The 24,771-nt window shown below is 68.6% G+C and carries 25 protein-coding genes; 13 read left to right on the top strand and 12 right to left on the bottom strand.

Annotated elements, in window-relative coordinates:
- Position 1: 1 nt before the first annotated feature.
- The 3 genes from ABIN76_RS02435 to ABIN76_RS02425 are packed head-to-tail and all read right to left on the bottom strand — an operon-like array spanning position 2 to position 1,611.
- Entirely contained in the window at positions 2–880 is an 879-nt protein-coding gene (locus ABIN76_RS02435) for an SURF1 family protein (protein ID WP_346958128.1), read from the bottom strand.
- Positions 881–1,156 carry a hypothetical protein gene (locus tag ABIN76_RS02430; protein WP_346958127.1) on the bottom strand — a complete coding sequence of 92 codons (276 nt, stop codon included), beginning with the start codon at positions 1,154–1,156 and terminating at the stop codon, positions 881–883. It abuts the gene before it with no gap.
- Positions 1,153–1,611 carry a DUF3099 domain-containing protein gene (locus ABIN76_RS02425; RefSeq protein ID WP_346958126.1) on the bottom strand — a complete coding sequence of 153 codons (459 nt, stop codon included), beginning with the start codon at positions 1,609–1,611 and terminating at the stop codon, positions 1,153–1,155. The genes ABIN76_RS02430 and ABIN76_RS02425 overlap by 4 nt, the downstream gene beginning before the upstream one ends.
- 152 nt (positions 1,612–1,763) lie before the next feature.
- Between ABIN76_RS02425 and fabG the strand changes: the two genes are divergently transcribed.
- Together fabG and ABIN76_RS02415 are read left to right on the top strand one after the other, a co-directional pair.
- A complete protein-coding gene (gene fabG / locus ABIN76_RS02420) occupies positions 1,764–2,489 on the top strand; it encodes a 3-oxoacyl-ACP reductase FabG (protein ID WP_346958125.1) in 726 nt (241 codons plus the stop codon).
- A gap of 216 nt (positions 2,490–2,705) precedes the next feature.
- On the top strand, positions 2,706–3,125 hold the full coding sequence (locus ABIN76_RS02415; RefSeq protein ID WP_346958124.1) for an Hsp20/alpha crystallin family protein: 420 nt from the start codon (positions 2,706–2,708) through the stop codon (positions 3,123–3,125).
- Positions 3,126–3,227: 102 nt separating this feature from the next.
- On the opposite strand, the gene ABIN76_RS02410 is transcribed toward ABIN76_RS02415, so the two are convergent.
- Entirely contained in the window at positions 3,228–3,665 is a 438-nt protein-coding gene (locus tag ABIN76_RS02410) for a DUF5655 domain-containing protein (RefSeq protein WP_346958123.1), read from the bottom strand.
- A 290-nt stretch (positions 3,666–3,955) separates the two neighbouring features.
- On the opposite strand from ABIN76_RS02410, the gene ABIN76_RS02405 reads away from it, so the two are divergent.
- The gene (locus ABIN76_RS02405; RefSeq protein ID WP_346958122.1) at positions 3,956–4,720 is read left to right on the top strand and encodes an SDR family oxidoreductase; all 765 of its coding nucleotides are present in this window, start codon (positions 3,956–3,958) and stop codon (positions 4,718–4,720) included.
- Positions 4,721–4,810: 90 nt separating this feature from the next.
- On the opposite strand, the gene serB is transcribed toward ABIN76_RS02405, so the two are convergent.
- Positions 4,811–5,707: a phosphoserine phosphatase SerB gene (serB, locus tag ABIN76_RS02400; protein WP_346958121.1), complete on the bottom strand. Its 897-nt coding sequence runs from the start codon at positions 5,705–5,707 to the stop codon at positions 4,811–4,813.
- Positions 5,708–5,840: 133 nt separating this feature from the next.
- On the opposite strand from serB, the gene ABIN76_RS02395 reads away from it, so the two are divergent.
- From ABIN76_RS02395 to ABIN76_RS02375, 5 genes are all read left to right on the top strand, one after another.
- Complete coding sequence (locus tag ABIN76_RS02395) at positions 5,841–6,626, top strand: ABC transporter ATP-binding protein (RefSeq protein WP_346958120.1); 786 nt, start codon at positions 5,841–5,843, stop codon at positions 6,624–6,626.
- A gap of 18 nt (positions 6,627–6,644) precedes the next feature.
- On the top strand, positions 6,645–7,430 hold the full coding sequence (locus ABIN76_RS02390; RefSeq protein WP_346958119.1) for a sulfite exporter TauE/SafE family protein: 786 nt from the start codon (positions 6,645–6,647) through the stop codon (positions 7,428–7,430).
- A gap of 7 nt (positions 7,431–7,437) precedes the next feature.
- Positions 7,438–8,247, top strand: a complete 810-nt coding sequence (locus tag ABIN76_RS02385) for an RNA methyltransferase (protein WP_346958118.1) — start codon at positions 7,438–7,440, stop codon at positions 8,245–8,247.
- 186 nt (positions 8,248–8,433) lie between these two features.
- Entirely contained in the window at positions 8,434–8,691 is a 258-nt protein-coding gene (locus ABIN76_RS02380) for a type B 50S ribosomal protein L31 (protein WP_056739465.1), read from the top strand.
- 143 nt (positions 8,692–8,834) lie between these two features.
- A complete protein-coding gene (locus tag ABIN76_RS02375) occupies positions 8,835–9,938 on the top strand; it encodes a biotin/lipoate A/B protein ligase family protein (protein WP_346958117.1) in 1,104 nt (367 codons plus the stop codon).
- Between the two features lie 19 nt (positions 9,939–9,957).
- On the opposite strand, the gene pepN is transcribed toward ABIN76_RS02375, so the two are convergent.
- Positions 9,958–12,567, bottom strand: a complete 2,610-nt coding sequence (gene pepN / locus ABIN76_RS02370; protein ID WP_346958116.1) for an aminopeptidase N — start codon at positions 12,565–12,567, stop codon at positions 9,958–9,960.
- A 55-nt stretch (positions 12,568–12,622) separates the two neighbouring features.
- Positions 12,623–13,657, bottom strand: coding sequence for a putative sulfate exporter family transporter (locus ABIN76_RS02365; protein WP_346958115.1), 1,035 nt, complete (start codon positions 13,655–13,657; stop codon positions 12,623–12,625).
- Positions 13,658–13,768: 111 nt separating this feature from the next.
- Here ABIN76_RS02365 and ABIN76_RS02360 point away from each other — a divergent pair, with 111 nt between their 5' ends.
- From ABIN76_RS02360 to ABIN76_RS02350, 3 genes are read left to right on the top strand one after another with little or no spacing between them, the layout of a single operon-like run.
- A complete protein-coding gene (locus tag ABIN76_RS02360) occupies positions 13,769–15,364 on the top strand; it encodes a circularly permuted type 2 ATP-grasp protein (protein ID WP_346958114.1) in 1,596 nt (531 codons plus the stop codon).
- Positions 15,357–16,283, top strand: a complete 927-nt coding sequence (locus ABIN76_RS02355) for an alpha-E domain-containing protein (RefSeq protein WP_056739454.1) — start codon at positions 15,357–15,359, stop codon at positions 16,281–16,283. The genes ABIN76_RS02360 and ABIN76_RS02355 overlap by 8 nt, the downstream gene beginning before the upstream one ends.
- Entirely contained in the window at positions 16,280–17,131 is an 852-nt protein-coding gene (locus ABIN76_RS02350; protein ID WP_346958113.1) for a transglutaminase family protein, read from the top strand. The genes ABIN76_RS02355 and ABIN76_RS02350 overlap by 4 nt, the downstream gene beginning before the upstream one ends.
- Before the next feature lie 50 nt (positions 17,132–17,181).
- Here ABIN76_RS02350 and ABIN76_RS02345 read toward each other — a convergent pair whose 3' ends face one another.
- Positions 17,182–17,667 carry a pyridoxamine 5'-phosphate oxidase family protein gene (locus tag ABIN76_RS02345; protein WP_346958112.1) on the bottom strand — a complete coding sequence of 162 codons (486 nt, stop codon included), beginning with the start codon at positions 17,665–17,667 and terminating at the stop codon, positions 17,182–17,184.
- Between the two features lie 161 nt (positions 17,668–17,828).
- Between ABIN76_RS02345 and ABIN76_RS02340 the strand changes: the two genes are divergently transcribed.
- On the top strand, positions 17,829–19,526 hold the full coding sequence (locus tag ABIN76_RS02340) for a GAF domain-containing sensor histidine kinase (protein ID WP_346958337.1): 1,698 nt from the start codon (positions 17,829–17,831) through the stop codon (positions 19,524–19,526).
- A gap of 44 nt (positions 19,527–19,570) precedes the next feature.
- On the opposite strand, the gene ABIN76_RS02335 is transcribed toward ABIN76_RS02340, so the two are convergent.
- On the bottom strand, positions 19,571–20,296 hold the full coding sequence (locus tag ABIN76_RS02335) for a response regulator transcription factor (RefSeq protein ID WP_346958111.1): 726 nt from the start codon (positions 20,294–20,296) through the stop codon (positions 19,571–19,573).
- A gap of 363 nt (positions 20,297–20,659) precedes the next feature.
- Here ABIN76_RS02335 and ABIN76_RS02330 point away from each other — a divergent pair, with 363 nt between their 5' ends.
- Entirely contained in the window at positions 20,660–21,103 is a 444-nt protein-coding gene (locus ABIN76_RS02330; RefSeq protein WP_346958110.1) for a universal stress protein, read from the top strand.
- A gap of 51 nt (positions 21,104–21,154) precedes the next feature.
- Here ABIN76_RS02330 and ABIN76_RS02325 read toward each other — a convergent pair whose 3' ends face one another.
- From ABIN76_RS02325 to glgC, 3 genes are all read right to left on the bottom strand, one after another.
- Complete coding sequence (locus ABIN76_RS02325; RefSeq protein ID WP_346958109.1) at positions 21,155–21,622, bottom strand: pyridoxamine 5'-phosphate oxidase family protein; 468 nt, start codon at positions 21,620–21,622, stop codon at positions 21,155–21,157.
- A gap of 96 nt (positions 21,623–21,718) precedes the next feature.
- Complete coding sequence (locus ABIN76_RS02320) at positions 21,719–23,212, bottom strand: SDR family NAD(P)-dependent oxidoreductase (protein ID WP_346958108.1); 1,494 nt, start codon at positions 23,210–23,212, stop codon at positions 21,719–21,721.
- A gap of 100 nt (positions 23,213–23,312) precedes the next feature.
- Positions 23,313–24,731 (bottom strand): glucose-1-phosphate adenylyltransferase, encoded by a 1,419-nt coding sequence (glgC, locus tag ABIN76_RS02315; RefSeq protein WP_346958107.1) that lies wholly within the window; start codon positions 24,729–24,731, stop codon positions 23,313–23,315.
- Positions 24,732–24,771: the final 40 nt, after the last annotated feature.

Here is a 24,771-nt window from a genome sequence, read left to right as displayed (position 1 = left end):
CTCAGAATCCCTGGGCGTCCAGGATTGCGTCTTCCTCTTCCTCGGCCGTGGCAGTCTTGCGTTTCCGGGGGACTGTCCGACGGCGCGGGGACGGATTGCTCGCGTGCAGGTACCCGTCACCGGCGTCCTGGCCCTCAGCGTCCTCCGCATCAATAGCAGCGTTCCGGGCCTGTTGGCGGGCAGCGTAACCGAAGCCGACGAACATGAGGACGCCGAAGGCAAACCACTGCAGCGAATAGGACAGGTGGGTGCCTTCCTCGGTGGAGGGCTTGGGGAAGCCGACGGGCATGTCTGCGGCCGGCGGGGTCTCCGAAGCCAGTTGGCCGTAGGCGCCGGTGAGCAGCGGGTATCCAAGCTGGGAGGAGTAGGTTGCCAGGTCGATCGACGCGAGCTGCCCGTCCGGGGCGCCGCGCTGCAGCGCCGGCTCGGCCGGCTTGAGCCGGGCCACCACGGTGACGTTGCCGGCCGGCGGAGCCGGGACCGAATCCGGGCTCCCGGGAGTCTTATTGCCGATGGGAAGCCAGCCGCGGTCGATCACCACCGTTTCGCCGGACTCCAGCTTGAACGGCACCACCACCTCATAGCCGGGTTGTCCGTTGAGCGGGCGGTTGCGGACAATCCGCTGCCCGGCCTCGTCGTAGCGGCCGCGGAGTTCTACCTGCGTCCATTCCCGGTCAGCGTCGAGCTTGATGAACTGGTCCCGGGCGTCCGCGAAGGGAATCGGGGTCGCGGAGTAGTTCGAGACGACGCGGTTGATCTCGGCGAGGGTCTCGGCCCGGCGGTCCATCTGCCAGCGGCCCAGGAACACGCACGCGGTGGCAAAAATGGCGGCCAGCAGCAGGTAACCCAGCCACTTGCTGGAGAAAAGGAAGCGGTACATTCAGCCGGCCCTGCCCGGGACAATGGGGGATTCCGCGCCGTTGCCGGCAGCGTCGTCCAGCGGGACGGTTGCCTTCCAGAGCCCGCGCGTCTGCAGATAATCCTCCAGCCAGGCGCGGTGTTCCGGGCAGGCGAGCCAGGTTTTGCGGCGCTCCGGGGTGTGGATCTTCGGGTTGTTCCAGAGCAGCTGCCAGGCGGCGTCGGCGCGGCAGGCCTTGCGCGAGCACATCGCCGTTGCAGGCGCGGCAGCGGGGTCGGCCAGATCAAAAATGTTCATGAAGCAGCCCGCCTGTGGTCCTCGTCGTCGTCGTCAATCAGCTCGCCTTGGAGCAGCGTGATGGGGGCGTCGTCCGCCGCCGGGGGGCGCTGGCCGGGAGTCTCCGCCGGGCGGGGCGCGTCGAGTTCGCCCATCGGGACGTAGTCGATCAGGGACTCGCTGTGGACTTCGGCGCGGTCGCTGCCGTTGGCGATCACCACCGCAAACCAGGGCAGGAAGACGGCTCCGATGATGGGGATGACCTTGAACCAGCCGTCCACCACGAACACGAGGACCAGGCAGATCATGCGGATGCCCATGGCCACGGCATATTTGACCATCCGCTGGCGCATCTCTTCCGAGTGGGCGGCGGCGGCGTCGGTAATGCTATGGACCTCGGTGTCACCGGAGTACTCCCCGGACGACCGCTCACCGGGTCGGTTCTTGTTTGTCACGGCTGTCAGATCACGCTCCATAGGCTTACTTCGATTCTCTCACCATCGGCGGGGGCACCCAAACAGCTGCCGGCCCCGGGCCGGAACGTTCGCGCCGGAGGCTAAGATCGGAGGCAGGAAAATCCAGCCCACCCGACGCGGTGCCAGTGAGCCGCAGAATCCCGGAGCCCAATATGTCTGAAGCAACCTCGACCAGCCGCAGCGTCCTCATCACCGGCGGCAACCGGGGCATTGGCCTCGCCATCGCCGAGTCCTTCCTGGCCAACGGCGACAAGGTCGCTGTGACCTACCGCAGCGAGACGACGCTCCCGGCCGGCATCCTCGGGGTCAAAGCCGACGTCACGGACGAGGCCTCCGTGGACGCCGCGTTCGCCGAGGTCGAGGCGGCGCACGGGCCGGTGGAGGTCCTCGTCGCCAACGCCGGCATCACCAAGGACACACTCCTGATGCGGATGAGTGAGGACGATTTCACCTCGGTGATCGACACGAACCTCACCGGCGCCTTCCGCGTCATCAAGCGCGCTTCCAAGGGCATGATCCGGGCCCGCAAGGGCCGCGTGGTGCTCATTTCCTCCGTGTCCGGCCTCTACGGCGCCCCCGGCCAGATCAACTACTCCGCGTCCAAGGCCGGCCTGGTCGGCATCGCCCGCTCACTTACCCGCGAGCTCGGGGCACGCGGCATCACCGCCAACGTGGTGGCGCCCGGCTTCATCAACACGGACATGACCGCCGAACTGCCGGAAGCCACGCAGAAGGACTACCTGTCCAAGGTTCCCGCCGGCCGCTTCGCCGAAGCGTCGGAAGTCGCCGACGTCGTGCGCTGGATCGCCAGCGATGAGGCGGCGTACATCTCCGGCGCGGTTATCCCGGTCGACGGCGGCCTCGGCATGGGCCACTAGGCCTGAGCCGGCTGGGCCGGGCTGCGTTTGCCCTCCCCGCGGACGACGGCGGCTGCCGGGACCGGGGACGACGGCGGCTGAGGGCCGGTCTCGGCGCCGCGGGTTCCGCCCGGGGCCGGGCCTTTGGCCCTAGGCGGCGCAGCAGCCGGGGGCGTGTAATGGGTCGTACAGCCCCTGACCGCGCCAAGGCAGGGGCGTGGACCCAGGAGGATTATTATGGCTGATCTCAGCAAGTGGGCACCCTCGGACATGTTGGAGCCCGTCCGCCGCTTCCTCGACGGCGACCTGACGATGGCCTCGACCATCAAGGTCGAGCAGTTCCAGGACGGAAACACCCTGGTGGTGCGGGCGGAGGTTCCCGGCATCGATCCCGACAAGGACGTCGACGTGTCGGTCAGCGAAGGCATGCTGCATATCAGGGCCGAACGCGAGGAAAAGACCGAGCACAAGAGCAAGACGGGTTACCGTTCAGAGTTCCGCTACGGCTCCTTCCTGCGCAGCATCGCCCTGCCGGCCGGGGCCAAGGAAGAAGACATCACCGCCAGCTACAAGGACGGCGTCCTGGAAGTGCGCGCCCCCGCCCCCGTCACGGCGCCGGGCGAGACGACCAAGAAGATTAGGGTCGACCGGGGCTGACGCAGGCAGGTCTCACCGCCGGCAGGCACCTCACCGCAGGTTTTCGCAGGTTCTTGGGGGAGTCGGCCGGCTGGCTGCGGCAGGCGAGTGGTGCGCCGGACTTCAGCCGGCTTCGTCCCGGGCCTGCCGCAGCCAGCCCGCCACCTCGGCGTCGAGGTCCTCCGCGGAACGAAGCTCCAGATGATGCATCCACAGTCCGGGTGACGGGTGTACCACCGACTTGAACCGGGGCGAGTCGATCCGGCTGCCCGCGGCAATCGAGAGCACTGCCGGCACGTCGGAGCGCACGTAGCGCCCGGGCCACCAGACGTAGGCGAAGCCGCGGCGCCGCCCGCGGAAGGCGACCTGGCTTTTGGTTGCCCTGATTTCAGGCGGATCGACGGCGCCCGGACGGATTATAGGCGGACCAGCTGAAAGCCGGCCTGCTGCGACCGGCGCGGGTCCGGTAAGCATCCGTTCCACGACGCGGTACAAGGCAAGGCCCCGGGGCGACCCGTAAAAGACTTCCTCCGGTGTGGACTCGGTGCCCTGGCTCCCCATGGCCGCGAGCCTACGCCGCCACCGGTCCCCGCAGCCACTCGCACCGTCTTCCACCAGGGGGACATGTCCAGTCTTCGTCGCGGCGGGTGGGCATATGGGTACTATGTCCATTGCCCGACGCACCCGGAGGGCATGTCCCGCGGAGCGTGCCGCGACCCGAACGACGCGGCCGCCGGAACTAGGCCTGCGCGGCTTCTTTGTGGACCCCGGACAATCGAATTGCTGCGGACCGCTGGCATGATGGACAGCAGACCCCACAGTATTTGGACGTTTGGAACAAAGGAGCTCGAATGGGACTGCTGGACAACAAGACCGCGATCGTTACCGGTTCATCGCGCGGCATTGGCGCAGAGGTAGCCAAGTTCCTCGCCGCCGAGGGTGCCGCCGTCGTCGTGAACTACCGCCAAAAGGCGCCGCGCGCCAACAAGGTGGTCGCGGAAATCGAGGCAGCGGGCGGCCGGGCCGCAGCCGTAGGCGCTGACCTCACCACGCAGGAAGGCGTCCAGGCCCTCGCCAGCGCAGCGATGGAGAACTTCGGCTCGCTGGATCTGCTGGTCCTCAACGCCTCCGGTGGCATGGAGTCCGGCATGGAAGAGGGCTACGCGCTCAAGCTCAACCGCGACGCCCAGGTGAACATGCTCAACGCAGCCGTGCCGCTGATGTCCGAAGGGTCGCGGGTGGTCTTTGTGACCAGCCATCAGGCCCACTTCATCGAGACCGTGCCCACCATGCCCGAGTATGAGCCCGTCGCCCGCAGCAAGCGCGCCGGCGAGGACGCGCTCCGGGAGCTCGTTCCGAGCCTCGCCGACAAGGGCATCTCCCTGGTGGTGGTCTCCGGCGACATGATCGAAGGCACCGTCACCGCCACGCTCCTGGACCGCTCCAACCCGGGCGCCATCGAGGCCCGCCGCGCCGAGGCCGGCAAGCTGTACTCGGTGAACGAATTTGCCGCCGAGGTCGCCAAGATGGCCACCGCCGACGTCGAGACCGGCCACACCGAATACGTCGGCGGCGCCGACTACTTCGACAAGTCGAGCGGCGCGGGCAGCAACTAGCAACCGCCGAGATGGCACTTGGCGGCAGTGGTTTTCAAGAACACTGCCGCCAAGTGTCATCTGGCGTTAACGCGGACGCCAGGCCGGGCCCTACACTCCGGCGATGTGCCGGACGGCGTCGAGGTACGGCATGTTCACGGCTGCGTCCGCCACGGCGCGGACTGCCGGCTTGGCGTTGAACGCGACCCCGATGCCCGCGGCGCCCAGCATGTCCAGGTCATTGGCCCCGTCGCCCACCGCGATGGTGTGCTCCATCGGGATGCCCTCGGCCGCGGCCCACTCCCGCAGGTACTTTTCCTTGGCGGCGCGGTCCACCACGTCGCCGAGTACTTTCCCGGTCAGCGCGCCGTCCACAATTTCCAGTTCGTTGGCTATCCAGTAGTCCAGCCCCAGGTCCTCGGCTATCGGCCGCAGGATCTGGTTGAAGCCGCCCGACACCACCGCGACGGCGTGCCCGGCCGCCTTGAACGCCGCCACCAGCTCGGCCGCGCCGTCGCTCAGGGTCACCTCCGCCCGGACGGACTCGACGACGTCGGCCGGCAGCCCGGCGAGCACCGCCACCCGGGCGTGCAGGCTCTGCGCGAAGTCCAGTTCCCCGCGCATGGCCGCCTCCGTCACGGCCGTCACTTCCTCGCGCTTGCCGGCGTAGGCCGCCAGGAGCTCAATGACTTCCTGCCGGATCAGCGTGGAGTCCACGTCCATGATCAGGAACTTCCGCGGGGCCTCCCGCAGGGCGGCGGGGACAACGGCCGTGTCGACGCCGTCAATCCGCGCCGCGGCGATGCTCCGGCGGAGCCCGGCCAGCCCTTCCGCCGTGGGGGCGTCCGGCATGGTGCAGTCGGCGGAGTAAACCGAGAATCGGCCGTCGCCAGCGGTGCTTTCGGCGCCGATGGACAACCCCGCTCCGGCCAGCGACCGGCGCAGCTGCGCTACTTCGGGAAGGGACAAATTGACGCCGTAGCTGACCGCGGTCACGTTCGAACTCATGGCCTCAATCCTAGCGAGCGGGCCGCAGCCGCCCTGAATTCGTTTCACGCCGGTGACGCACCCCGGGGGCGCCACTGCGGGCCCGCCGCCCCGGTTATCAGTCGTCCGCTTTTTTGTCCTAGTGTCTACTCCTATGAGTGATGTTCTTGAAATGGCCGCCGTCAGCGTTGTACGTGGGGCAAAAACGCTCCTGGACAAGGTTGACTGGCAGGTCAAGGAAGGCGAGCGTTGGGTGATCCTGGGCCCCAACGGCGCCGGCAAGACCACTCTGTTGCAGGTGGCCGCCGCCCGCCTCCACCCGACCAGTGGTATGGCCGGGATCCTCGAAGAGATCCTCGGCGCCGTGGACGTCTTCGAACTCCGCCCGCGGATCGGCCTGTCCTCCGCCGCCCTCGCCAACCAGATCCCGGAGCACGAAAAGGTCCTCAACGTCGTGGTGACCGCCGCGTACGGCGTCACCGGCCGCTGGCGCGAGGGCTACGAAAAGGACGACGAACGCCGCGCCTTCGCCCTGCTCAATGAGTGGGGGATGGGCCCGCTGCTCAACCGCCCATTCGCGTCACTCTCCGAGGGCGAACGCAAGCGTGTGCAGATTGCCCGCGCGCTCATGACGGACCCGGAACTGCTGCTGCTCGACGAGCCTGCCGCCGGCCTGGACCTGGGCGGCCGCGAAGACCTCGTCCACCGGCTCAGCGAGCTGGCCCGGGACGAAGCCGCCCCGGCGATCGTGCTGGTCACGCACCACCTCGAAGAAGTGCCCCCCGGGTTCACGCACGCCCTGCTGATGCGCGACGGCGGCGTGGTCGCCTCCGGCCCGCTGGCAGACGTGCTGACCGCGGACAACCTCAGCAAGACGTTCGGCGTCGACCTCGACGTCAGCGAGACCGGCGGCCGGTACACCGCCACCGCCCGCCGCTGAAGGGCCCGCTGACAGCGCGTGGAGTTCCTCAGTAGCGTCTTCATTTTCGTCGCCGGCCTCTGGGCCGGCACCATCAACAGCGTGGTGGGTTCCGGCACCCTGGTGACGTTCCCGGTGCTGATCGCCCTTGGCTTCGCCCCGGTGACCGCCTCGATCAGCAACGCCATGGGCCTGGTGGCCGGCAGCGCGGCCGGGGCCTGGGGATACCGCAAGGAGCTCGCCGGCCGGCGGAACCAACTCCTGCGGCTGCTGCCCGCCTCGCTGCTGGGCGGAATCACCGGCGCCTACCTGCTGCTGCACCTGCCGGAGCAGGTTTTCCACTACGCTGCGCCCGCCCTGATCGTGGTGGCCCTGCTGATGGTGGTGTTCCAGCCCAGGCTGCAGCGTTGGGTGCAGAACCGCGAAGAGAACCCGGAACACGCCATCCGGGACAAGCGACACGGCTTCCTGTTGGTGGTACTGGTCTACCTCGCGGGCGTCTACGGCGGGTACTTCGTGGCGGCGCAGGGCATCCTGCTGGTCGGCATCCTCGGCGTATTCATGGCCGGAACCATGCAGAACGCCAACGCCATGAAGAACATCCTGGTCCTTGGCGTGAACCTCGTCGCCGCAGCGTCCTACCTGCTGTTCGCCTTCGACCGGATCAGCTGGCCCGCGGTCGGGCTGATCGCCGTCAGTTCGCTAATCGGCGGCCTGGTCGGTTCCAAGGTGGGCCGCCGCCTGTCGCCGCCGGTGCTGCGCGGTGTCATCTTCATCCTGGGAACGGTGGCACTGGGCTTCATGATCGCGAAGCTGGTGAATTGAGCGGCCCATGAGCTTCCACCACCTCGAATCCGCCGACGACCCCCGGGTCGCCGACTACACCCAGCTGACCGACGTGCACCTGCGCAAACTCCGTGAACCCGCGGAGGGCATGTACATCGCGGAGTCCTCCCGGGTGCTGCGCCGCGCCCTCGCCGCCGGGCACCGGCCGCGCTCGTTCTTCCTCGCGGAGAAATGGCTCGAGGACCTCGCCGACGTGTTTGAGGCCTACCCGGACGTGCCGGCGTACATCGGCTCGGCCGCGCTGCTGGAGGAAATCACCGGCTTCCACCTGCACCGCGGCGCAATGGCGGCCATGCACCGCCCGGCTCCCGTGCCGCTGCCCGAACTGCTCGCCGGTGCCCGCCGGATCGCGGTCCTGGAGGACATCGTGGACCACACGAATGTCGGCGCGATTTTCCGCTCCGCGGCCGCCCTGGGGCTGGACGCCGTACTGGTCTCCCCGCGCTGCGGGGACCCGCTCTACCGGCGCAGCGTCCGCGTGAGCATGGGCACCGTGTTCCAGGTCCCGTGGGCCCGGCTCGAAGACTGGCCAGGGGAGCTGGCGGTGCTCAAGGAACACGGTTTCCTCGTCGCCGCGATGGAACTGACACCGGACGCCGTGGATGTCGACGTGCTCGCGGCCCGGAACCCCGACCGGCTGGCCCTGGTGCTCGGCACCGAAGGCGCCGGGATGAGCGGGGCAACCCTCGCCGCCGTCGACCTGGCCGTGAAGATCCCGATGCGCGCCGGCGTCGATTCGCTCAACGTCGCGGCCGCGTCCGCCGTCGCGTTCTGGGAACTGCGGCCCCGCGACTGACGCCCCATCCGGGCCGCCGCTGCCGTCGGCAGGATCCCGGGAGTCCGCCCGCGGGCCGGTTCGTCCAGGCGCAGGATCTGGGCTATTATTGATAGCTGGCCGTGCTGCGCCTTTCGGCGCCGGGCAGCCACTCCCACTCATACCTGGCAGCTGGCAAAATCCAGTTGCGCGAACAAAGGTCCAATTATGCAGTCTGATATCCACCCGAAGTACGAAGCTGTTGTTTTCAACGACCTGGCTTCCGGCGTCAAGTTCCTGACCAAGTCCACCGTGTCTTCCTCGAAGACCATCGAGTGGGAAGACGGAAACACCTACCCGGTCATCGACGTCGAAATCTCCTCCGAGTCCCACCCGTTCTACACGGGCAAGCAGCGCATCATGGACTCTGCAGGCCGCGTCGAGCGCTTCAACGCTCGCTTCAAGGGCTTCGGCGGCAAGAAGTAACCTTCTTCACCCCAAGGTCTTTTGGAAAAGCCCGCACCGGCAACGGTGCGGGCTTTTTGCGTCCCGAAGCCGGCCGGGTGCGGGGCCGCTGCGGTTCACGGCCGGGTTCTGTTTCGGCCGGGCAGTGGGGCAGGATTGAGGGTATGACTTCCTTCCCTTCCCCCGCAGCGCCCAGCACCGAGGACGACGGCGGCCGGCGACACGGAGAGTATAAGGTTCCCGGCGGCAAGCTGGTGGTAGCCGATCTCGACGTCGTGGACGGCGTCCTGGCCCACGTCTCGATCAGCGGGGATTTCTTCCTCGAACCCGACGAGGCGCTCCTGGACATCAACCGCAGCCTCACCGGGCTGCCGGTGGACGCCGGCGCGGCGGACCTGGCCGCAGCCGTGACCGCGGCCCTGCCGGAGGACGCCGTGCTCTTCGGATTCTCGGCCGAAGCGGTCGCCATCGCGGTCCGCCGGGCCCTGGCCAAGGCCACCGGCTGGGGCGACCACCACTGGAACATCATCGCCCCGTCCGTGCTGCCCACGCACGTGAACGTAGCCCTCGACGAGGTCCTCACCGAGGAGGTCGGTGCCGGGCGCCGCAACCCGACGCTGCGGTTCTGGGACTGGGAGGAACCGTCGGTTGTGATCGGCAGTTTCCAGTCCGTCCGCAACGAGGTCCACCCCGACGGCGTCAGCCGACACGGCATCAGCGTGGTCCGCCGGATCAGCGGCGGCGGAGCCATGTTCATGGAGGCCGGCAACTGCATCACCTACTCGCTCTACCTGCCGCAAACCCTCGTGGACGGCATCAGCTTCGCGGACTCGTACGCTTTCCTGGACGCCTGGGTCATGGCCGCGCTGGAAAAGGTCGGCATCAACGCCTTCTACGTGCCGCTGAACGACATTGCCACCGACCAGGGCAAGATCGGCGGTGCCGCGCAAAAGCGTCTCGCCAACGGCGGCATGCTGCACCACGTCACCATGAGCTACGACATCGACGCCGACAAGATGGTCGACGTGCTGCGGATCGGCAAGGAGAAGCTCTCCGACAAGGGCACCACCAGCGCCAAGAAACGCGTCGACCCGCTGCGGCGGCAGACCGGGCTGGCCCGCGCCGAGATCGTCGCCGCCATGATCGAGGTCTTCACTGAACGGTACGCGGCGACGCCGGCGGAACTCACCGAGGCCGAACTCGACGCCGCCCGCCGCCGGGTGGAGACCAAGTTCGGCACCACGGAGTGGCTGCACCGGGTCCCGTAGCGGCCGCGGGGCGGGGTTGCTAGGCCGCCGCCTGCGCGGTGAGCGCGCGGAGCAACTGGCTGCGCTGTTCGATGATGATCCGGCGCAGTGCCCGCGGCGCGTCCGGATGTTCGGCCAGCCACTGGTCCGTCCGGGCGATCACCGGGTGCCCGGCCGGGGCGCCGCCGCCCCGGCCGAGGTCCTGGCCGGCCGGGTAGAGCCCGCGGACGATCCGGCTGGCGATCTCGATGCTGCGGTCCGCCCAGACCCGTTCGAGGCACTCGAAGTAGGGTTCCACGTAGTTATCCAGCAGGGTGGCCGGCGCCGTGTTGAAGCCCGCGATGGTGGCACTGAGTAGCTGGTTGGACAGTTCCGTGCCGTGGACCGCGGCGTCCCAGGCGGCATCCTTGACCGCCGGGTCGGGCCGGGCCGCGAGGGCCGTGGCGTGACCGGACTTGCCCGAGGCGGTGTTGTCCCGGTCCAGTTCGGCGTCCAGCTGCGCCGGGTCCGCCTGCCCGTTGGCCGCGAGGGCGTGCCAGAGGTTCCAGCGGAGCTCCGCGTCGACGGAAAGGCCTTCGATGACGGTGCTGCCGTCCAGCAGGCCCCTGACCAGGTCCAGCTCTCCCGCGTCGTAGCGGCTCGTGGCGGCCACGGTGCGCGCCCAGGCCAGCTGTTGGTCGGAGCCGGGCGCCGCGTTCCGCAGCTCCGCGGCCGCTGCGCTGAGGAAGGCGCTGCGGACGGTGCTCCGCGTGGCGGCGGGCACGTAGCGTTCGATTGCCGTTCCGGCGTTGCCCAGGACATTCAGGAGCACACCGATGCCGGTCTCGGCGGGGCCGAAGCGCTGCACAGCCTCGACGTAGCGGGCCGCGGGCGTGACGGCGTCCCGGGCTGAGTCCCACAACGCGGTCCAGCACAGGGCCCGTGCCATCGGATCGCCGATCGAGCCCAGCGAACTGCGCACGGTGGCCTCCGAGTGCGGATCCAGCCGGACTTTGGCGTAGCTGAGGTCCTCGTCGTTGACCAGCAGCAGCGCCGGGCGGGCCATCCCGGCGAGCTGGCCCACCAGGGTGCGTTCGCCGTCGACGTCGGTCTCCACACTGTCGGTGCGGACCAAGGCTCCGGCGGCGTCGGGGTTGTACAGGCCGATCCGCAGCCGGTGCGGGCGCGGCTCCTGGCGGCCGGTGATCGGGTCTTCGGCGTGCTGGAGCAGGGACACGGCGCCCAGGACGCCGTCGTGCTCTTCGATCTCGGTGCTGAGGGTCGAGATGCCGGAGGTCTGCAGCCACTGCCGGGCCCACGTGGCGAGGTCCCGGCCGGAGGCAGCGCTGAGTGCGGCCAGCAGGTCCGCCAGGGTGGTGTTGCCGTAGGCATGGTCGCGGAAGTACCGGCGTGAGCCGGCGATGAACGCGTCGAAGCCCACGTAGGCGACCAGTTGCTTGAGCACCGAGGCGCCCTTGGCGTAGGTGATGCCGTCGAAGTTCTGCTTCGCGGCCTCGAGGTCCGGGATGTCCGCGACGATCGGGTGCGTGGTAGGCAGCTGGTCCTGGACGTAGGCCCAGGCCTTGCGGTTGTTGGCGAAGTTGACCCACGCGGTCGCCCAGTCCGTGGTCCGGTCCACCCCGAGGGTGCCCATGTAGTCGGCGAAGGACTCCTTGAGCCACAGATCGTCCCACCACCGCATCGTGACGAGGTCTCCGAACCACATGTGCGCCATCTCGTGCAGCAGCGTGTTGGCACGGCCCTGGTACTGCGAGTCGGCCGCCCGGGAGGTGAAGACGTAGCTTTCGGTGAATGTGACCAGGCCCGGGTTCTCCATGGCGCCGAGGTTGTACTCGGGCACGAAGGCCTGCTCGTATTTGCCCCAGGGGTACGGGTAGTCGAAGAGGTCGTTGAAGAAGTCCAGGCCGTTCCTGGTCAACCGGAACAGTTCTGCCGCGTCGAAGGACGGTGCCATGGAAGCGCGGCAGTAGAGCCCCAGCGGCACGTCAAGGGCGGTTCCATCCGCGAGGTTCCCGTGCCAGGTGTCCTCGGCCTTGAAGTAGGGGCCGGCGAGCACGGTGGTGATATAGGTGGACATCGGCTTGGTGGGGGCGAAGTCCCAGCGGCTTGTTGCCGGGTCGCTGGTCAGCTGGGTGCGGAGGGTTTCGGCGCCGTTGGAGGACACCTGCCACTCGGACGGGGCCATCACGTGGAAGGTGAACTCGGCCTTGAGGTCGGGTTGTTCGAAATTCGCGAATACGCGCCGCGCGTCGGCCGGCTCGTACTGGGTGTAGAGGTAGCACTGGCCGTCGGCGGGGTCGAAGAAGCGGTGCATGCCCTCGCCGGAGGTGCTGAACAGGGCGGTGCCGGTGACCGTGACCTGGTTATCGGCCTGCAGGTTGTCCAGGCGGATCCGGGAGCCGTCCACGACGTCGGCAACGGGCAGGCCCTTGCCGTTGAGGAAGACGCTGTGCACCGAACTGCCGATGAAGTCCAGGAAGGTGGAAGCGCCGGGTTCGCTGGCGGAGAAGGTGATGACACTGCGGCTGGTGTAGCCCGCAACCGCGGGATCCGCCGCCTGGCGGACGTCGAGGGAGACGTCGTAGCTGTGGGTGGTGATCAGGGCTGAGCGGGTTGCCGCTTCGTCACGGCTCAGGTTCTGGTTCGACACTCCGCTATCTAATCACGGGCGGTGCCGCGGGGCCGGGAATCGGCGGGGCGGTCGGTCAGCGGCCGGGGATAAGGACGACGGCGGCGGCCAGTCCCAGCGCGGCGATCAGCAGCCACGACGCCAGCGCGGCCAACAGGGCGGGGGTACCGGTCCGCAACAGGTGCCCGACCCGGACGGCCGACCCGAGGCCGAAGAGTGCCATGCCCAGCAGCACGTCCTGCAGCACCGCGGCCGCCCCGAGTACCTCTGGGGAGAGCCAGCCGGCGGACCGCAGGGCGGCCATGGCGATGAACCCCAGCACGAACAACGGCACGACCGGGGGAAGCTTCCCGCCGTCGTCGGACCCGAGCCGGTGGTGGATCCCGGCCGCTGCGACCATGGGTGCGAGCAGCAGTACCCGGGTGAGCTTGACGATGACGGCGACGGCGAGCGCCGAGGCGCCGGCAGTCTGCGCGGTGGCGACGACCTGCCCGACGTCGTGCACCGACGCGCCCGCCCAGGCCCCGAAAGCCTCCGGGCCCAGCCCCAGCGGCCCGATCAGCAGCGGCAGGACGCCGATCGCGAGTGTGCCGCAGAGCGTGACCAGCGCGATCGGCAGCACGGTGTCCTGCTGCCGGATGCGGCGCACGGCGGCCATCGCGCCGATCGCGGAGGCGCCGCAGATGGCGAATCCGGTCGCGAGCAGCAACGACACCGCCGGCGGCAGCCGGAACAGCCGGCCGATGCCGTAGGTGCCGGCGAACGCCGCCAGCACCACCCCGGTGATCACTAACAGCGCGGGCACGCCCAGGCCCAGCACGTCCACCACACTGACCTTGAGCCCCAGCACCACGATCCCGCTGCGCATCAGGTGCTTGCCGGCGAAGTCCAGTCCAGGCCGGCCGGCCCCGGCGCTCCAGCCGGACACGCCGGGAAGGTTCGCGGCGAGCAGCCCCAGCAGCACGGCCACGGTCATGGCCGGCAGCGCGGGCAGCGCCAGGTGGACGGCGAGGGCGGCGGCGACGGCAGCAGCGCAGGCCAGCAGGCCGGGCACCAGCGGCTGCAGGCGGCCCGGGCGGCGGTGCGGAAAGGAGGGGCGGATCAAAGGCACGCACCCCACCTTGCCGCAACCGCCGGCTAAATATCGCAGCGTGGGCCGCAACACGCCCCGCGGGCCTGCGCCGAAATGATTTCGTAACGAAAAGGTGGTTGGCTAGTGGGCATGTCTGACCTATTCCAGGATTACTCCGAGGCCGCCGGCCGCAGCGGCGCCTACGACGAGATGTTCACCCCGGACCAGCAGGCCCGGCGCTCCTACGGGCAGGTGGCCGGGGCACTGCAGGAACTGTCGCTGGCCGACGTCACCGCCCGCGCCGACTCCATGGCGCGGACCTTCCTGGACCGCGGCGTGACTTTCGACTTCGCGGGGGAGGAGCGGCCCTTCCCGCTGGACATTGTGCCCCGGGTGATCCCGGCCGATGAGTGGACGGTCCTGGAACGCGGCGTCGCCCAGCGTGTCCGGGCGCTTGAGGCGTTCCTCAACGACGTGTACGACAAGATGACGGTGGTCTCCGACGGCGTCATTCCGCGGCAGCTGGTGACCACCAGCGCGCATTTCCACCGCCAGGTCCACGGCTTCGAACCGGCCGGCGGCGTCCGCGTCCACATTTCCGGCATCGACGTCGTCCGCGACGCGGCGGGAACCTTCCGGGTGCTCGAAGACAACGTCCGGGTCCCCTCCGGTGTCAGCTACGTCCTGGAGAACCGCCGTGCCATGGCCAAGGGCCTGCCGGAGGCGTTCGGCCAGCAGCTCATCCGCCCGGTGGAGGAATACCCGCGCCGGCTGCTGTCCGCGCTGCGCAAAACGGCGCCGTCCGGCGTCGACGACCCCACCGTGGTGGTCCTGACCCCCGGCGTGTTCAACAGCGCCTACTTCGAGCACACCCTGCTGGCGGGCCTGATGGGCGTCGAGCTGGTCGAGGGCCGGGACCTGATCTGCCGCGGCAACCGGGTCTACATGCGCACCACCGCCGGTGAACAGCGCGTGGACGTGATCTACAAGCGGATCGACGACGAGTTCCTCGACCCGCTGCAGTTCCGCTCCGACTCCATGCTCGGCTGCCCGGGACTGGTCAACGCCGCCCGCGCCGGCGGCGTCACGATCGCCAACGCGGTGGGCAACGGCGTCGCGGACGACAAGCTGGTCTACAGCTACGTGCCGGACCTGATCCGGTACTACCTCAGCGAGGAACCCGTGATCGCCAACGTGGACACCTTCCGGCTCGAAGAGAAGGAAGCCCGCGAGCATGTGCTGGACCGGCTCGACGAGCTGGTGGTCAAGCCGGTGGACGGCTCCGGCGGCAAGGGCCTCGTGATCGGCCCCGACGCGTCCAAGGACGAGCTCGAGGCCCTGCGCAAGCGCATCATCGCCGACCCGCGCGGCTGGATCGCGCAGCCGGTGCTGCAGCTCTCCACCGTGCCCACACTCAGTGGCGACAAGTTCGGCCCGCGGCACGTGGACCTGCGGCCCTTCGCGGTGAACGACGGCGACGACGTCTGGGTCCTGCCCGGCGGCCTCACCCGGGTGGCGCTCAAGGAGGGCTCCCTGATCGTGAACTCCAGCCAGGGCGGCGGCTCCAAGGACACCTGGGTGCTGGCGGATTCCCCGCAGGTCCCGGTCGAGGTCATCCCGCGGCCAGCCATCGCGGTCCGCGAGCGGGTGTCGGTCTGGCCGGTGGAGAGCAACTGGCGCGACAGCCAGAAGGAACAGCAACAGCAGCAGATGTCCGAGGCGCAGGAGGTAGCCGCGAATGCTTAGCCGTATCGCCGAGTCACTGTTTTGGATCGGCCGTTATGTGGAACGTGCCGACGGCACCGCCCGCATCCTGGACGTCCACCTGGAACGGCTGAACCACTTGCCGATGGAGGAGCAGCGCAGCGTCGCGCAGGAACTCCTCGCCGTGATGGGTGCGCGGCCGCAGTCCGAGGAGTTCGGCCTCGATGAGCTGCTGCACGCCCTGGCCTACGACAAGCACAGCGCCACCTCGATCGCCGGGTCCCTCGGCGCCGCGCGTGAGAACGCCCGGCGGGCCAGGGAAACCGTGTCTTCCGGGCTCTGGGAAAGCCTGAACACCACCTATTACGGGCTGAACCAGCATCGGAAGGACGTGGTGGGCACGTACCGCTTCTGCAACTGGGTACTGGAACGCACCGCCATGGTCAGCGGCCTCGCGGACACCACGGTCAGCCACGACGAAAGCTGGTTGTTCCTGGTGCTGGGCCGTTCGCTGGAGCGCGCCGACATGACCGCGCGGATGCTCTCCACCCGGGACGTGCTCTCGGCCGGCATGTCCTGGGTGAACATGCTCCGCTGCGCCGGCGCGTACGAGTCGTTCCTGCGGACCCGGCGCGCCGCCTTCGGTGACCAGCACGCGGCCGAGTTCCTGCTGCTGGACCGGCTGTTCCCGCGGTCCATCGTCTACGCCCTGCGCGACGCCGACGACTGCCTCGCCAAGCTGGATCCGTCGGCCCAGCGGGTCGGCTTCATCAACGACGCCCGCCGGATCGTGGGCCAGGCCCGGACGTTCCTGGAGTTCCACCGCACCGATGACCTGATGTCCGAACTGCCGGAGCACATGGAGCGTGTGCAGAAGGCCGTGTCGCAGGCCTCGGACGCCATTTCCCGTAAGTACTTCAATCAGGCAGACGAACTGGCCTGGGTGGGAGAAGTTTCATGACCCGGCTCAGCATCACCCACAAGACCGCGTACAAGTACAACAAGCGGGTCACGCTCTCGTACAACGAGGCACGGATGACGCCGCTGACGGACCCCCAGCAGGTGGTGCTTGAGTCCTCGATGAAGGTCTCGCCGTCGCAGGCGGCGCTTAGCAGCTACCGCGACTACTGGGGCACCCGGGTGACGGCGTTCGACATGCAGATGCCGCACGACCACCTTGAGGTCCTCTCCACCACCACGGTGGAGGTCCACCGCGTGGAGCGGATCCCGGCCGAGGCGGACATTGTGGGCTGGGACGTACTCGCCGCGCCGGAGACGCTCAACCAGTTCAGCGACTGGATCCCGCAGTCGCAGCTGACCGGTCCGGGCGCCGAGGTCCTCGCGATCGTCCCCGGCGTCGTCGAGGGGCGGAACCCGCACGAGGCGGCCATGGCCGTCTTCGAATGGATGCGCGGCGAGATGAGCTACATGAAAGGCTCCACCGGCGTCACCACGAACGCCGAAGAGGCGTGGAACCAGCGCCAGGGCGTCTGCCAGGACCTCGCGCACCTGGCCATCGGGGCGCTGCGCAGCTGCGGGATCCCGGCCCGGTACGTCTCCGGCTACCTGCACCCGCGTTCGACGGCGGAGCTCGGCGAGACGGTCGCCGGGCAGTCCCATGCGTGGCTGGAGTGGTGGGACGGCGAGTGGCGCAGCTGGGATCCGACCAACCACAAGCCGGCCGGGGACTTCCACGTGACCGTGGCGCGCGGCCGGGACTACCGCGACGTACCGCCGCTGAAGGGCATCCTGTCCGGCGGCGGAGGCTCCGCGCTGGCCGTGACGGTGGAAATCACCCGGCTGGCCTGAACCGCGCCCTAGCCGCATCCGACGCGGCTGGGGGCTGTTCGGGCTGGGGGTTATTCGAAGCCGGAGCGGGTCGCGTCATCCAGCGGCGTCCACCAGGTCAGCGGGGGCACAATCTTGAAACGCCGTCCGGTGACGGAGTCCGGCGTGATCCGGACGAAGTGCTCCTTCTTGCCCGCCTGCCAGGGGAACAGCAGCAGGCCCACGGTGTCCAGGACCTCCTCCTGGTTCTTCACCGCGGCGGCCTGGCCTTTGATGACCACGCTCCAGGCAATCCCGCTGTCCGCGTCCACGCCGTCGGCCTCGACGGCCACCGGGGTGTCTCCGGTGGCGGCCTGCAGCTTGGTGCCCTCCGCGGTACGGAACACGAGGGTTCCGTGGTCCACCTTGTAGTTGATCGGGAAGATGTCCGGGTGGTCGTCCACCCAGACGGCCATCCGGCCCACCGTGACGCTGCGCAACAGCCTCCAGCACTCGTGGTTCTCCAGGTTTTCGACGTCGTGGGGCTGGCCGGCGGCAGCTTTCGGATCAGTGCTCATGGCGCCGAGCCTACGTCAGCCCGCGGCGGTGGGGCTAGGGCATAACGGCCCGGCGGCGTAACAAACCTCAGCCCCTTTTAGGTCCCCGCGCTGCGGATGGGGGTATTCTGGCAACACGTCATCGGCGCGGATGTACGTCGTGAGAATTGGGGCCAATGAAGATGCATTCACCTGGTAACAGCCCGGACATCGTCTCCTCCGGCAACCCCCGGATCGAGGACCTGCTCAAGGACTTTGTCTCCCGCGCCGGAGAGCTGCTCCAGTCCCAGGAGCGCATGGCCGGCCTGCTCGAAGCGGTCGTCGCCGTGGCCGAGGACCTCAGCTTGGACGCCGTGCTGGAACGTGTGGTGCAGTCCGCCTGCGGCCTTTTGCATGCACGCTACGGCGCCCTCGGCGTGATCGGCGACGACCATGCGCTCAGCCACTTCATCACCGTCGGAATCGACGGCGAACTCGCCCGGCAGATCGGCCCGCTGCCCACCGGGCACGGGGTGCTGGGCCTGCTGATCAGCGATCCCAGGCCGCTGCGGCTCCATGACCTGCGCAAACATCCGGAGGCCTACGGTTTCCCGGAGCACCATCCGCCCATGCAGTCCTTCCTCGGCGTCCCGGTCCGGGTCCGGGACACCGTGTTCGGCAACCTTTACCTGACCGAGAAGGAAGGCGGCGGGGACTTCACCGCGGAAGATGAGGCGCTTGCGGTGGCGCTGGCCGCCGCCGCCGGCGTCGCGATCGAGAACGCGAAACTTTACGACGACTCCCGGCGCCGTGCCCGTTGGCTGGAAGCGTGCATGGACGTGTCCGGGCTGATGCTCGGCAGCGACCGGGACTACACCTCGGGTGGCCTCGATCCCATCGCGGCCCGGGCGCTGCAGGAGTCCGACTCCCAGCTGGCCCTGATTGTGGCACCGGATGTGTCCGGCCCCGGTTACATCGTGGCCGGTGCCGCGGGGGAGCGGGCGAAGAACTTCGCCGGCAAATCCCTGACCCTTGACGCACCCGAGCTGCAGGACGTGCTTAACGGCGGCGAACCGGTCATCTTCGAGCACACGGACGGGATGCTGGAGGGCACCGACGGCGGCTGCCTGGGCCCGCTGCTCGCGGTCGCCCTCAGCACCCAGGGCGCCCACCACGGGCTGCTGCTGCTGGCCCGCAAACAGGAATCGCTGCGGTACGCGCGCACCGACATCGAGATGGGGGCCGTCTTCGGCTCGCATGTGGCCCTGGCCCTGGAACTCGCCCGGGTGCACCGGCTCCGCGAGGAACTGCTGGTCTTCACCGACCGGGACCGGATCGCCCGGGACCTGCACGACCTGGTCATCCAGCGCTTGTTCGCCGCCGGGCTGAGCGTCCAGAGCCTGACCCGGTTCACCAAGGACGAACTGGCAACGGAGCGGATCCGCAACATCACCGGCGAACTGGACGAGGCGATCCGCAGCCTGCGGGACACCATCTACTCGCTCAAGAGCAGCAGCGGGGAGACCGAACTGCTCAGCGGCAGGATCCGGCGCGTGACCCGCAGTTCGGCCAAATCCATGCCCTTCACGCCCCGGCTCACGCTGACCGGGCCGGTGGACGCGGTCACGCCGGACAAGGCGGACAACGTAGTGGCGGTGGTCTCCGAAGGGCTGAGCAACGCCGTCCGGCATTCCGGCGCGGATGCCATCTCGGTCTCCGTCGCCGTCATCAAGGGCCAGGTCACGGTGGTCATCACGGACAACGGCTCCGGGTTCAACGACAGCCAGGAACGCAACGGCCTGGCCAACCTGGAAGACCGGGCACGGATGCTGGACGGCCAGTGCACCATCACGACGGCGCCGGACGCCGGCACCAGCGTTGAATGGTCCGTCCCGCTCTAGCGGCTATCGGCCCCGCTCCCGGCGTGGCCTGTCCGCCCGAGCCGTCAGCGCACGCTGTGCTGCCGGGCAGCGTCGGCAGGTGTGCCCGCCGGGGCGCCGGCCGGGCTGGCGATGAAGACCGCCGCCTGGGTCCGGCGCTCGAAGCCCAGTTTGGCCAGCAGGGACGAGACGTAATTTTTCACGGTCTTTTCGGCCAGGAACATCTCGGCCGCGATCTGGCGGTTCGTCAGGCCGCCGCCGACCAGCTCCAGCACCCTGCGCTCCTGCGGCGTGAGGGCAGCGGTGCGCGGATCGACCTCCTCGGTTTCCACCAGGCTCTCAACGATCCCGGCAGCGACGCCATCCTCGAAGAGGGATTCGCCGGCCGCGGCGCGGCGCAGCGCACCGATCAGGTCGGTGCCGCCGATCTCCTTGAGGACGTAACCGGAGGCCCCGGCGAGGACGGCACCGCGCAGGGCCTGCTCGTCGTCAAAACTGGTGAGGATGATGCAGTTCAGCGAGGGATCGATGGAGCGCACGTCCCGGCAGACCTCGATTCCGGTGCCGTCGGGCAGCCGGGCGTCCAGGACACAGACGTCGGGGTGTAGCGCCGGGATCCGGCGGGTCGCCTCCACCGCAGATCCGGAGCTGCCGACCACGAGGAAGCCCTCGCCCTCCAGCAGTTCCTGCAGGCCGCGGCGGACCAGTTCGTGGTCGTCGAGGATGAACACACGGATCACAGCCGGATGGCCCTCGGCTGCAGTGAGACCGGCATCTGCCCAGGCAATCATGTTTCTCCCGTCAGGGCGCCGTTGCTGCCACGCTTCCCGCGGAGCTCCCCAGCTCGCGTCGCAGGTGCGTAACAGACTTCGCCCGTCCATCTTGTGCGGAACCCTAACCGCTGGATCCTGAGTTGTGGTGGAGTCGTACCTTCCATTGTGACCTCCAGAGGCCGCCAATGGTCGCGGGGCCCGAATATTTCTTCGCCCCGCACAGCCAGTCTCCGGCCGGCCGCCGGTCCCGGGCAAGGGCCGTTCGGCCCACGGCGGCCCGTGGGCCGGTTCGGGGCCGTGACTTTCGGCCCTAGCCCGGGCTACGCGGGCGGCGGAATCCTTGGAGCTACGCGCCGCGGGGGCACGACGAAGGGACCAGTCATGAGCGAGGCTACGGGCATTCGGACCATCCTGGTCGGCGTCGACGGATCGGAGGCCTCGGTGGAGGCGCTGCGCCAGGCCCAGGGCCTGGCGCTTCCGTTGTCCGCCAACATCGTTGCGCTGGCCTGCTGGGACGTGCCGCCGGTGTACGACGGCTACGTGGCCATGGGGATTAATGACTTTGACGTGCGCGCCGGTGAAATCCTGCAGGAAACAGTGGTGAAGGCCTTCGGCGACACCCTTCCTGCCAACGTGGAAACCCGGCTGGTCCAGGGGCATCCGCGCCGGATGCTGCTCGAGGAAAGCCGCAACGCGGACCTGCTGGTGCTGGGCCGGCGCGGACATGGCGGCTTCGGCGGCCTGCTGCTCGGCTCGGTGAGCTCCGCGCTCGTGGCGCACGCACACTGCCCCGTCCTGGTGGTGCACGCGCCGGGAAAGCGCTAGCCGGGCCGGCCCCGGGACGGATCAGCCCGGGGAAGCATTCACGGCTCCGGACTACTCAAAAGCGGCCCGGCGCGGGTCCGCAAGTCGTGTGTGCCACACATCCGGGTTGTTGACCTTGAAACGGCGACCGGTGAGGGCCTTCGGCGCCAGCCGTACGTAGTAGTTCTTTTCACCAGGCTGCCAGGGCTCCAGCAGCAGCCCGTCCACCGCGTCTTTGTCCGCCTGGTCTTCGATCAGTTCGGCCTCACCGCGGGCAACGACGCTCCATGCCGTCTGCTCGTGGGCGTCGTACCCGTCGATTTCAAACGCCACCGGCTTGGAGGTGATGGCGCCCCAGAGCTTTGTCCCTCCGGCGGTGCGGAACACGATCGAGCGGCGCTGCAGGACAAAGTTCACCGGGAAAACCTCCGGATGGCCGTCCACAATCAAGGCAATCCGCCCGACCACTTCGCCGTCGAGCAGCACCCAGCACTGGTCGATGGACAACTGGAAATTTGGCGGTGGCGTCGTCGTATTCACAGCTCCACGTTACGGACAGCCCTTGGGGCCCATTAGGGCCATAAGGCCCGTGGCGCCGCCACCGCGGCGCTGCTAGAACACCGCACGGGCCCGGGCCTACCAGGGGCTGGGCTTGTAGTCCTTGAGGAACACGCCGTACTGGTCCTCGCCCGACTCGCCCATAACGATCGGGTCGTAGACCCGGGCCGCGCCGTCGACAAGGTCCAGCGGGGCGTGGAAGCCTTCCTTCATCAGCCGAACCTTCGTGTAGTGGGGACGTTCGTCGGTGATCCAGCCGGTGTCGACGGCGGTCATCAGAATGCCGTCGGAGTCCAGCATTTCCTTGGCGGACGTGCGCGTCATCATGTTCAGCGCGGCCTTGGCCATGTTGGTGTGCGGGTGACCGGGGCCCTTGTAGGCGCGGGAGAACTGGCCCTCCATGGCGCTGACGTTCACGATGTACTTCCGCCGCGCCGTGGAGCGCTTCATCGCCCCGCGCAGCCGGCTGACCAGCAGGAACGGCGCGGTGACGTTGCAGAGCTGCACTTCGAGCATCTCCAGCGGATCCACTTCGTCCACCACCTGGGTCCAGCTGTTGATGCTGGCGAGGTCCGGGACCAGACCGCCGGCGTCGATCGCGGTGCCCGCGGCGATCCGCTCCAGTGAGGCGGAACCGGTGGACAGCGCCAGCGAGGTGATGGCGTCGCCGGCCAGCACGGGGTGCTCCAGGACCGAGCTGGCCAGGGCGAGCGGGTGCTTGTCGTGGGCGTGGCCGAAGGTGACCAGTTCGGGGCCGCCGTTGGCCGCCTGCAGCTCCGCCGGCAGCGGCTCGTCCTCGGCGTCGACGAGCGGCTTGTAAGCGTTGCCCGAGCGCCGGACCGTCTGGGCCGCGTTGTTGATGATGATATCCAGCGGGCCGGCGGCGTCGAGAGAGTCCGTCAGCGCCATCACCTGGGAGGGATCGCGCAGGTCGATGCCCACGATCCGCAGCCGGTGCAGCCAGTCCGCGCTGTCCTCCATCGCGGCGAAGCGCCGGGCGGCGTCCTTGGGGAAGCGGGTGGTGATGGTGGTGTGGGCGCCGTCGCGGAGCAGCCGCAGGGCTATGTACATGCCGATCTTGGCCCGGCCGCCGGTCAACAGTGCGCGGCGGCCGCTCAGGTCGGTCCGCGCATCGCGCTTGCTGTGGCTGAAGAGGGCGCATTCGGGGCAGAGCTGGTGGTAAAAGGCGTCCACCTGCGTGTAGTGCTGCTTGCAGATGTAGCAGGGCCGCGAGCGGATCAGGTGCCCGGCGACCTCGCCGGTGGCAGAGGGCGCCAGCTTGTTGCCGCGCGTCTCGTCATCGATCCGGTCCGGGGCCGCCGTCGCGGTCTGGGCGATCACGGCGCGGTCCGCCTCGGCGATGAGGTCCCGCTTGGTGGTCCGGCGGTGGCGCTTGACCGCCTTGAACATCTTGCCGGTCGCACGGCGGATCGAGACGTAGTCCGGGTGCTCTTCGTCGTAGACGTGGATGCTGTTGAGCACCTTGAGGCAGGCCGCGATTTCCGCGGGGGTCAGGTCAACCGGGGCCGGTGAATCGCTGGCCGGCACGGGGGGCAGGTCGGGAGAGCTCATTGGGCCAATTTTACAGCCTGTCACGGCCCCGACCCGACGCCGGATATTGCTGGCCCGGAACCGGGGGCGCCGATTGGCGGCCCCGGCTCAGGCCCGCGGCTCAGTACGCCTTTGTGGAGGTCTTCCCGGGAGGCTCGACGCCGACGGCGGCGGCGTGCACCTCGCCGACCTTTTCCACGGACTCGCGCCCGGCCGGCCAGTTTTCGGTGGCCGTCTTCACGGCGTCCGGCACCAGGTACAGGTTGGCCGCGGACAGGGAGCGTTCGGCGTCGCCGGGTTCGGGCACCTCCTGGCCCTTTGACAGGACCGTGATGCCGGAGTCGGTGACCTTGAACCCGCGGGCCCGGTCCAGTTCGGGGTCCAGGCCGATCGCGGCGCCGGCGGGGATCCGGACGTTCTTGTCGACGATGGCGCGCTTGATCACGGCGCCCGCGCCGACCTGGACCTTGTCCATCAGCACCGAGTCGAGCACGCGGCTGGCCGTGCCGACGTAGACGTCGTTGGAGAGTACGGAGCCCTCCACGATGCCGCCGGAGATCACGACGCCGCTGGCCACGATCGAGTCCAGCGCTGTGCCCACGGTGCCGCCCTCGCCGCGGACGAACTTCGCCGGCGGGGAGATGCTCTGGCGGGTGTAGATCGGCCATTCCGAGTTGTACAGGTTGAACACCGGCACGGGGGAGATCAGGTCCATGTGGGCGTCGTAGAACGAATCGATGGTGCCGACGTCGCGCCAGTAGGTGCGGTCGCGTTCGGTGGAGCCGGGGATGTCGTTGAGGGTGAAGTCGTAGACCCCGGCCTCGCCCTGGTCGACGAAGTAGGGAATGATGTCCCCGCCCATGTCGTGCTTGGTGTCGAGCCGCTCGGCGTCGACGTGCAGCGCCTCCACGAGGGCGTCGGCGTTGAAGACGTAGTTGCCCATGGACGCCAGGAACTGGCTGGGGTCCGCGGCGAGGCCCGGGGTCGAGGAGGGCTTCTCCACGAAGGCCGCGATCTTTTCCGGGTTCTCCTGGTCCACCTCGATCACACCGAACTGGTCGGCCATGTGCAGGGGCTGGCGCACGGCGGCCACCGTTGCCTTGGCGCCGCTGGCGACATGCTGGGCGACCATCTGCGCGAAATCCATGCGGTACACGTGGTCCGCGCCGACCACGACGACGATGTCCGGGTTGGCATCGTGGATCAGGTTCAGGGACTGGTAGATGGCGTTGGCGCTGCCCAGGAACCAGCTCTTGCCGACGCGCTGCTGGGCGGGCACGGAGGCGATGTAGTTGCCCAGCTGCGTGGACATACGCCACGTTTCGGAAATGTGCCGGTCGAGGCTGTGGGATTTGTATTGCGTGAGGACAACAATCTGCAAATACCGGGAATTCACCAGGTTGGAAAGGGCAAAATCAATGAGCCGGTAACTTCCGGCGAACGGAACGGCCGGCTTGGCCCGGTCGGCCGTCAACGGCATCAGCCTATTTCCCTCGCCACCTGCGAGGACAATGGCCAAGACTTTCTTCTGCTGCGGCATGTGATCGCTCCTGAACGCCTTCGTTGCTCCCCAAAAACCG

It is taken from the genome of uncultured Arthrobacter sp., assembly GCF_964021775.1.
In the GTDB taxonomy this organism is placed as follows: domain Bacteria; phylum Actinomycetota; class Actinomycetes; order Actinomycetales; family Micrococcaceae; genus Arthrobacter.
Note: the sequence above shows the minus strand (reverse complement) of the source record. Positions and strands in the feature narration are given on the sequence as shown.

What these genes read in the sequence shown, in the direction of transcription:
- ABIN76_RS02435 (WP_346958128.1), bottom strand. Translation starts at nt 880, where the DNA reads ATGTACCGCTTCCTTTTCTCCAGCAAGTGGCTGGGTTACCTGCTGCTG.
- ABIN76_RS02430 (WP_346958127.1), bottom strand. Translation starts at nt 1,156, where the DNA reads ATGAACATTTTTGATCTGGCCGACCCCGCTGCCGCGCCTGCAACGGCG.
- ABIN76_RS02425 (WP_346958126.1), bottom strand. Translation starts at nt 1,611, where the DNA reads ATGGAGCGTGATCTGACAGCCGTGACAAACAAGAACCGACCCGGTGAG.
- fabG (WP_346958125.1), top strand. Translation starts at nt 1,764, where the DNA reads ATGTCTGAAGCAACCTCGACCAGCCGCAGCGTCCTCATCACCGGCGGC.
- ABIN76_RS02415 (WP_346958124.1), top strand. Translation starts at nt 2,706, where the DNA reads ATGGCTGATCTCAGCAAGTGGGCACCCTCGGACATGTTGGAGCCCGTC.
- ABIN76_RS02410 (WP_346958123.1), bottom strand. Translation starts at nt 3,665, where the DNA reads ATGGGGAGCCAGGGCACCGAGTCCACACCGGAGGAAGTCTTTTACGGG.
- ABIN76_RS02405 (WP_346958122.1), top strand. Translation starts at nt 3,956, where the DNA reads ATGGGACTGCTGGACAACAAGACCGCGATCGTTACCGGTTCATCGCGC.
- serB (WP_346958121.1), bottom strand. Translation starts at nt 5,707, where the DNA reads ATGAGTTCGAACGTGACCGCGGTCAGCTACGGCGTCAATTTGTCCCTT.
- ABIN76_RS02395 (WP_346958120.1), top strand. Translation starts at nt 5,841, where the DNA reads ATGAGTGATGTTCTTGAAATGGCCGCCGTCAGCGTTGTACGTGGGGCA.
- ABIN76_RS02385 (WP_346958118.1), top strand. Translation starts at nt 7,438, where the DNA reads ATGAGCTTCCACCACCTCGAATCCGCCGACGACCCCCGGGTCGCCGAC.
- ABIN76_RS02380 (WP_056739465.1), top strand. Translation starts at nt 8,434, where the DNA reads ATGCAGTCTGATATCCACCCGAAGTACGAAGCTGTTGTTTTCAACGAC.
- ABIN76_RS02375 (WP_346958117.1), top strand. Translation starts at nt 8,835, where the DNA reads ATGACTTCCTTCCCTTCCCCCGCAGCGCCCAGCACCGAGGACGACGGC.
- ABIN76_RS02360 (WP_346958114.1), top strand. Translation starts at nt 13,769, where the DNA reads ATGTCTGACCTATTCCAGGATTACTCCGAGGCCGCCGGCCGCAGCGGC.
- ABIN76_RS02355 (WP_056739454.1), top strand. Translation starts at nt 15,357, where the DNA reads ATGCTTAGCCGTATCGCCGAGTCACTGTTTTGGATCGGCCGTTATGTG.
- ABIN76_RS02350 (WP_346958113.1), top strand. Translation starts at nt 16,280, where the DNA reads ATGACCCGGCTCAGCATCACCCACAAGACCGCGTACAAGTACAACAAG.
- ABIN76_RS02345 (WP_346958112.1), bottom strand. Translation starts at nt 17,667, where the DNA reads ATGAGCACTGATCCGAAAGCTGCCGCCGGCCAGCCCCACGACGTCGAA.
- ABIN76_RS02340 (WP_346958337.1), top strand. Translation starts at nt 17,829, where the DNA reads ATGCATTCACCTGGTAACAGCCCGGACATCGTCTCCTCCGGCAACCCC.
- ABIN76_RS02335 (WP_346958111.1), bottom strand. Translation starts at nt 20,296, where the DNA reads ATGATTGCCTGGGCAGATGCCGGTCTCACTGCAGCCGAGGGCCATCCG.
- ABIN76_RS02330 (WP_346958110.1), top strand. Translation starts at nt 20,660, where the DNA reads ATGAGCGAGGCTACGGGCATTCGGACCATCCTGGTCGGCGTCGACGGA.
- ABIN76_RS02320 (WP_346958108.1), bottom strand. Translation starts at nt 23,212, where the DNA reads ATGAGCTCTCCCGACCTGCCCCCCGTGCCGGCCAGCGATTCACCGGCC.
- glgC (WP_346958107.1), bottom strand. Translation starts at nt 24,731, where the DNA reads ATGCCGCAGCAGAAGAAAGTCTTGGCCATTGTCCTCGCAGGTGGCGAG.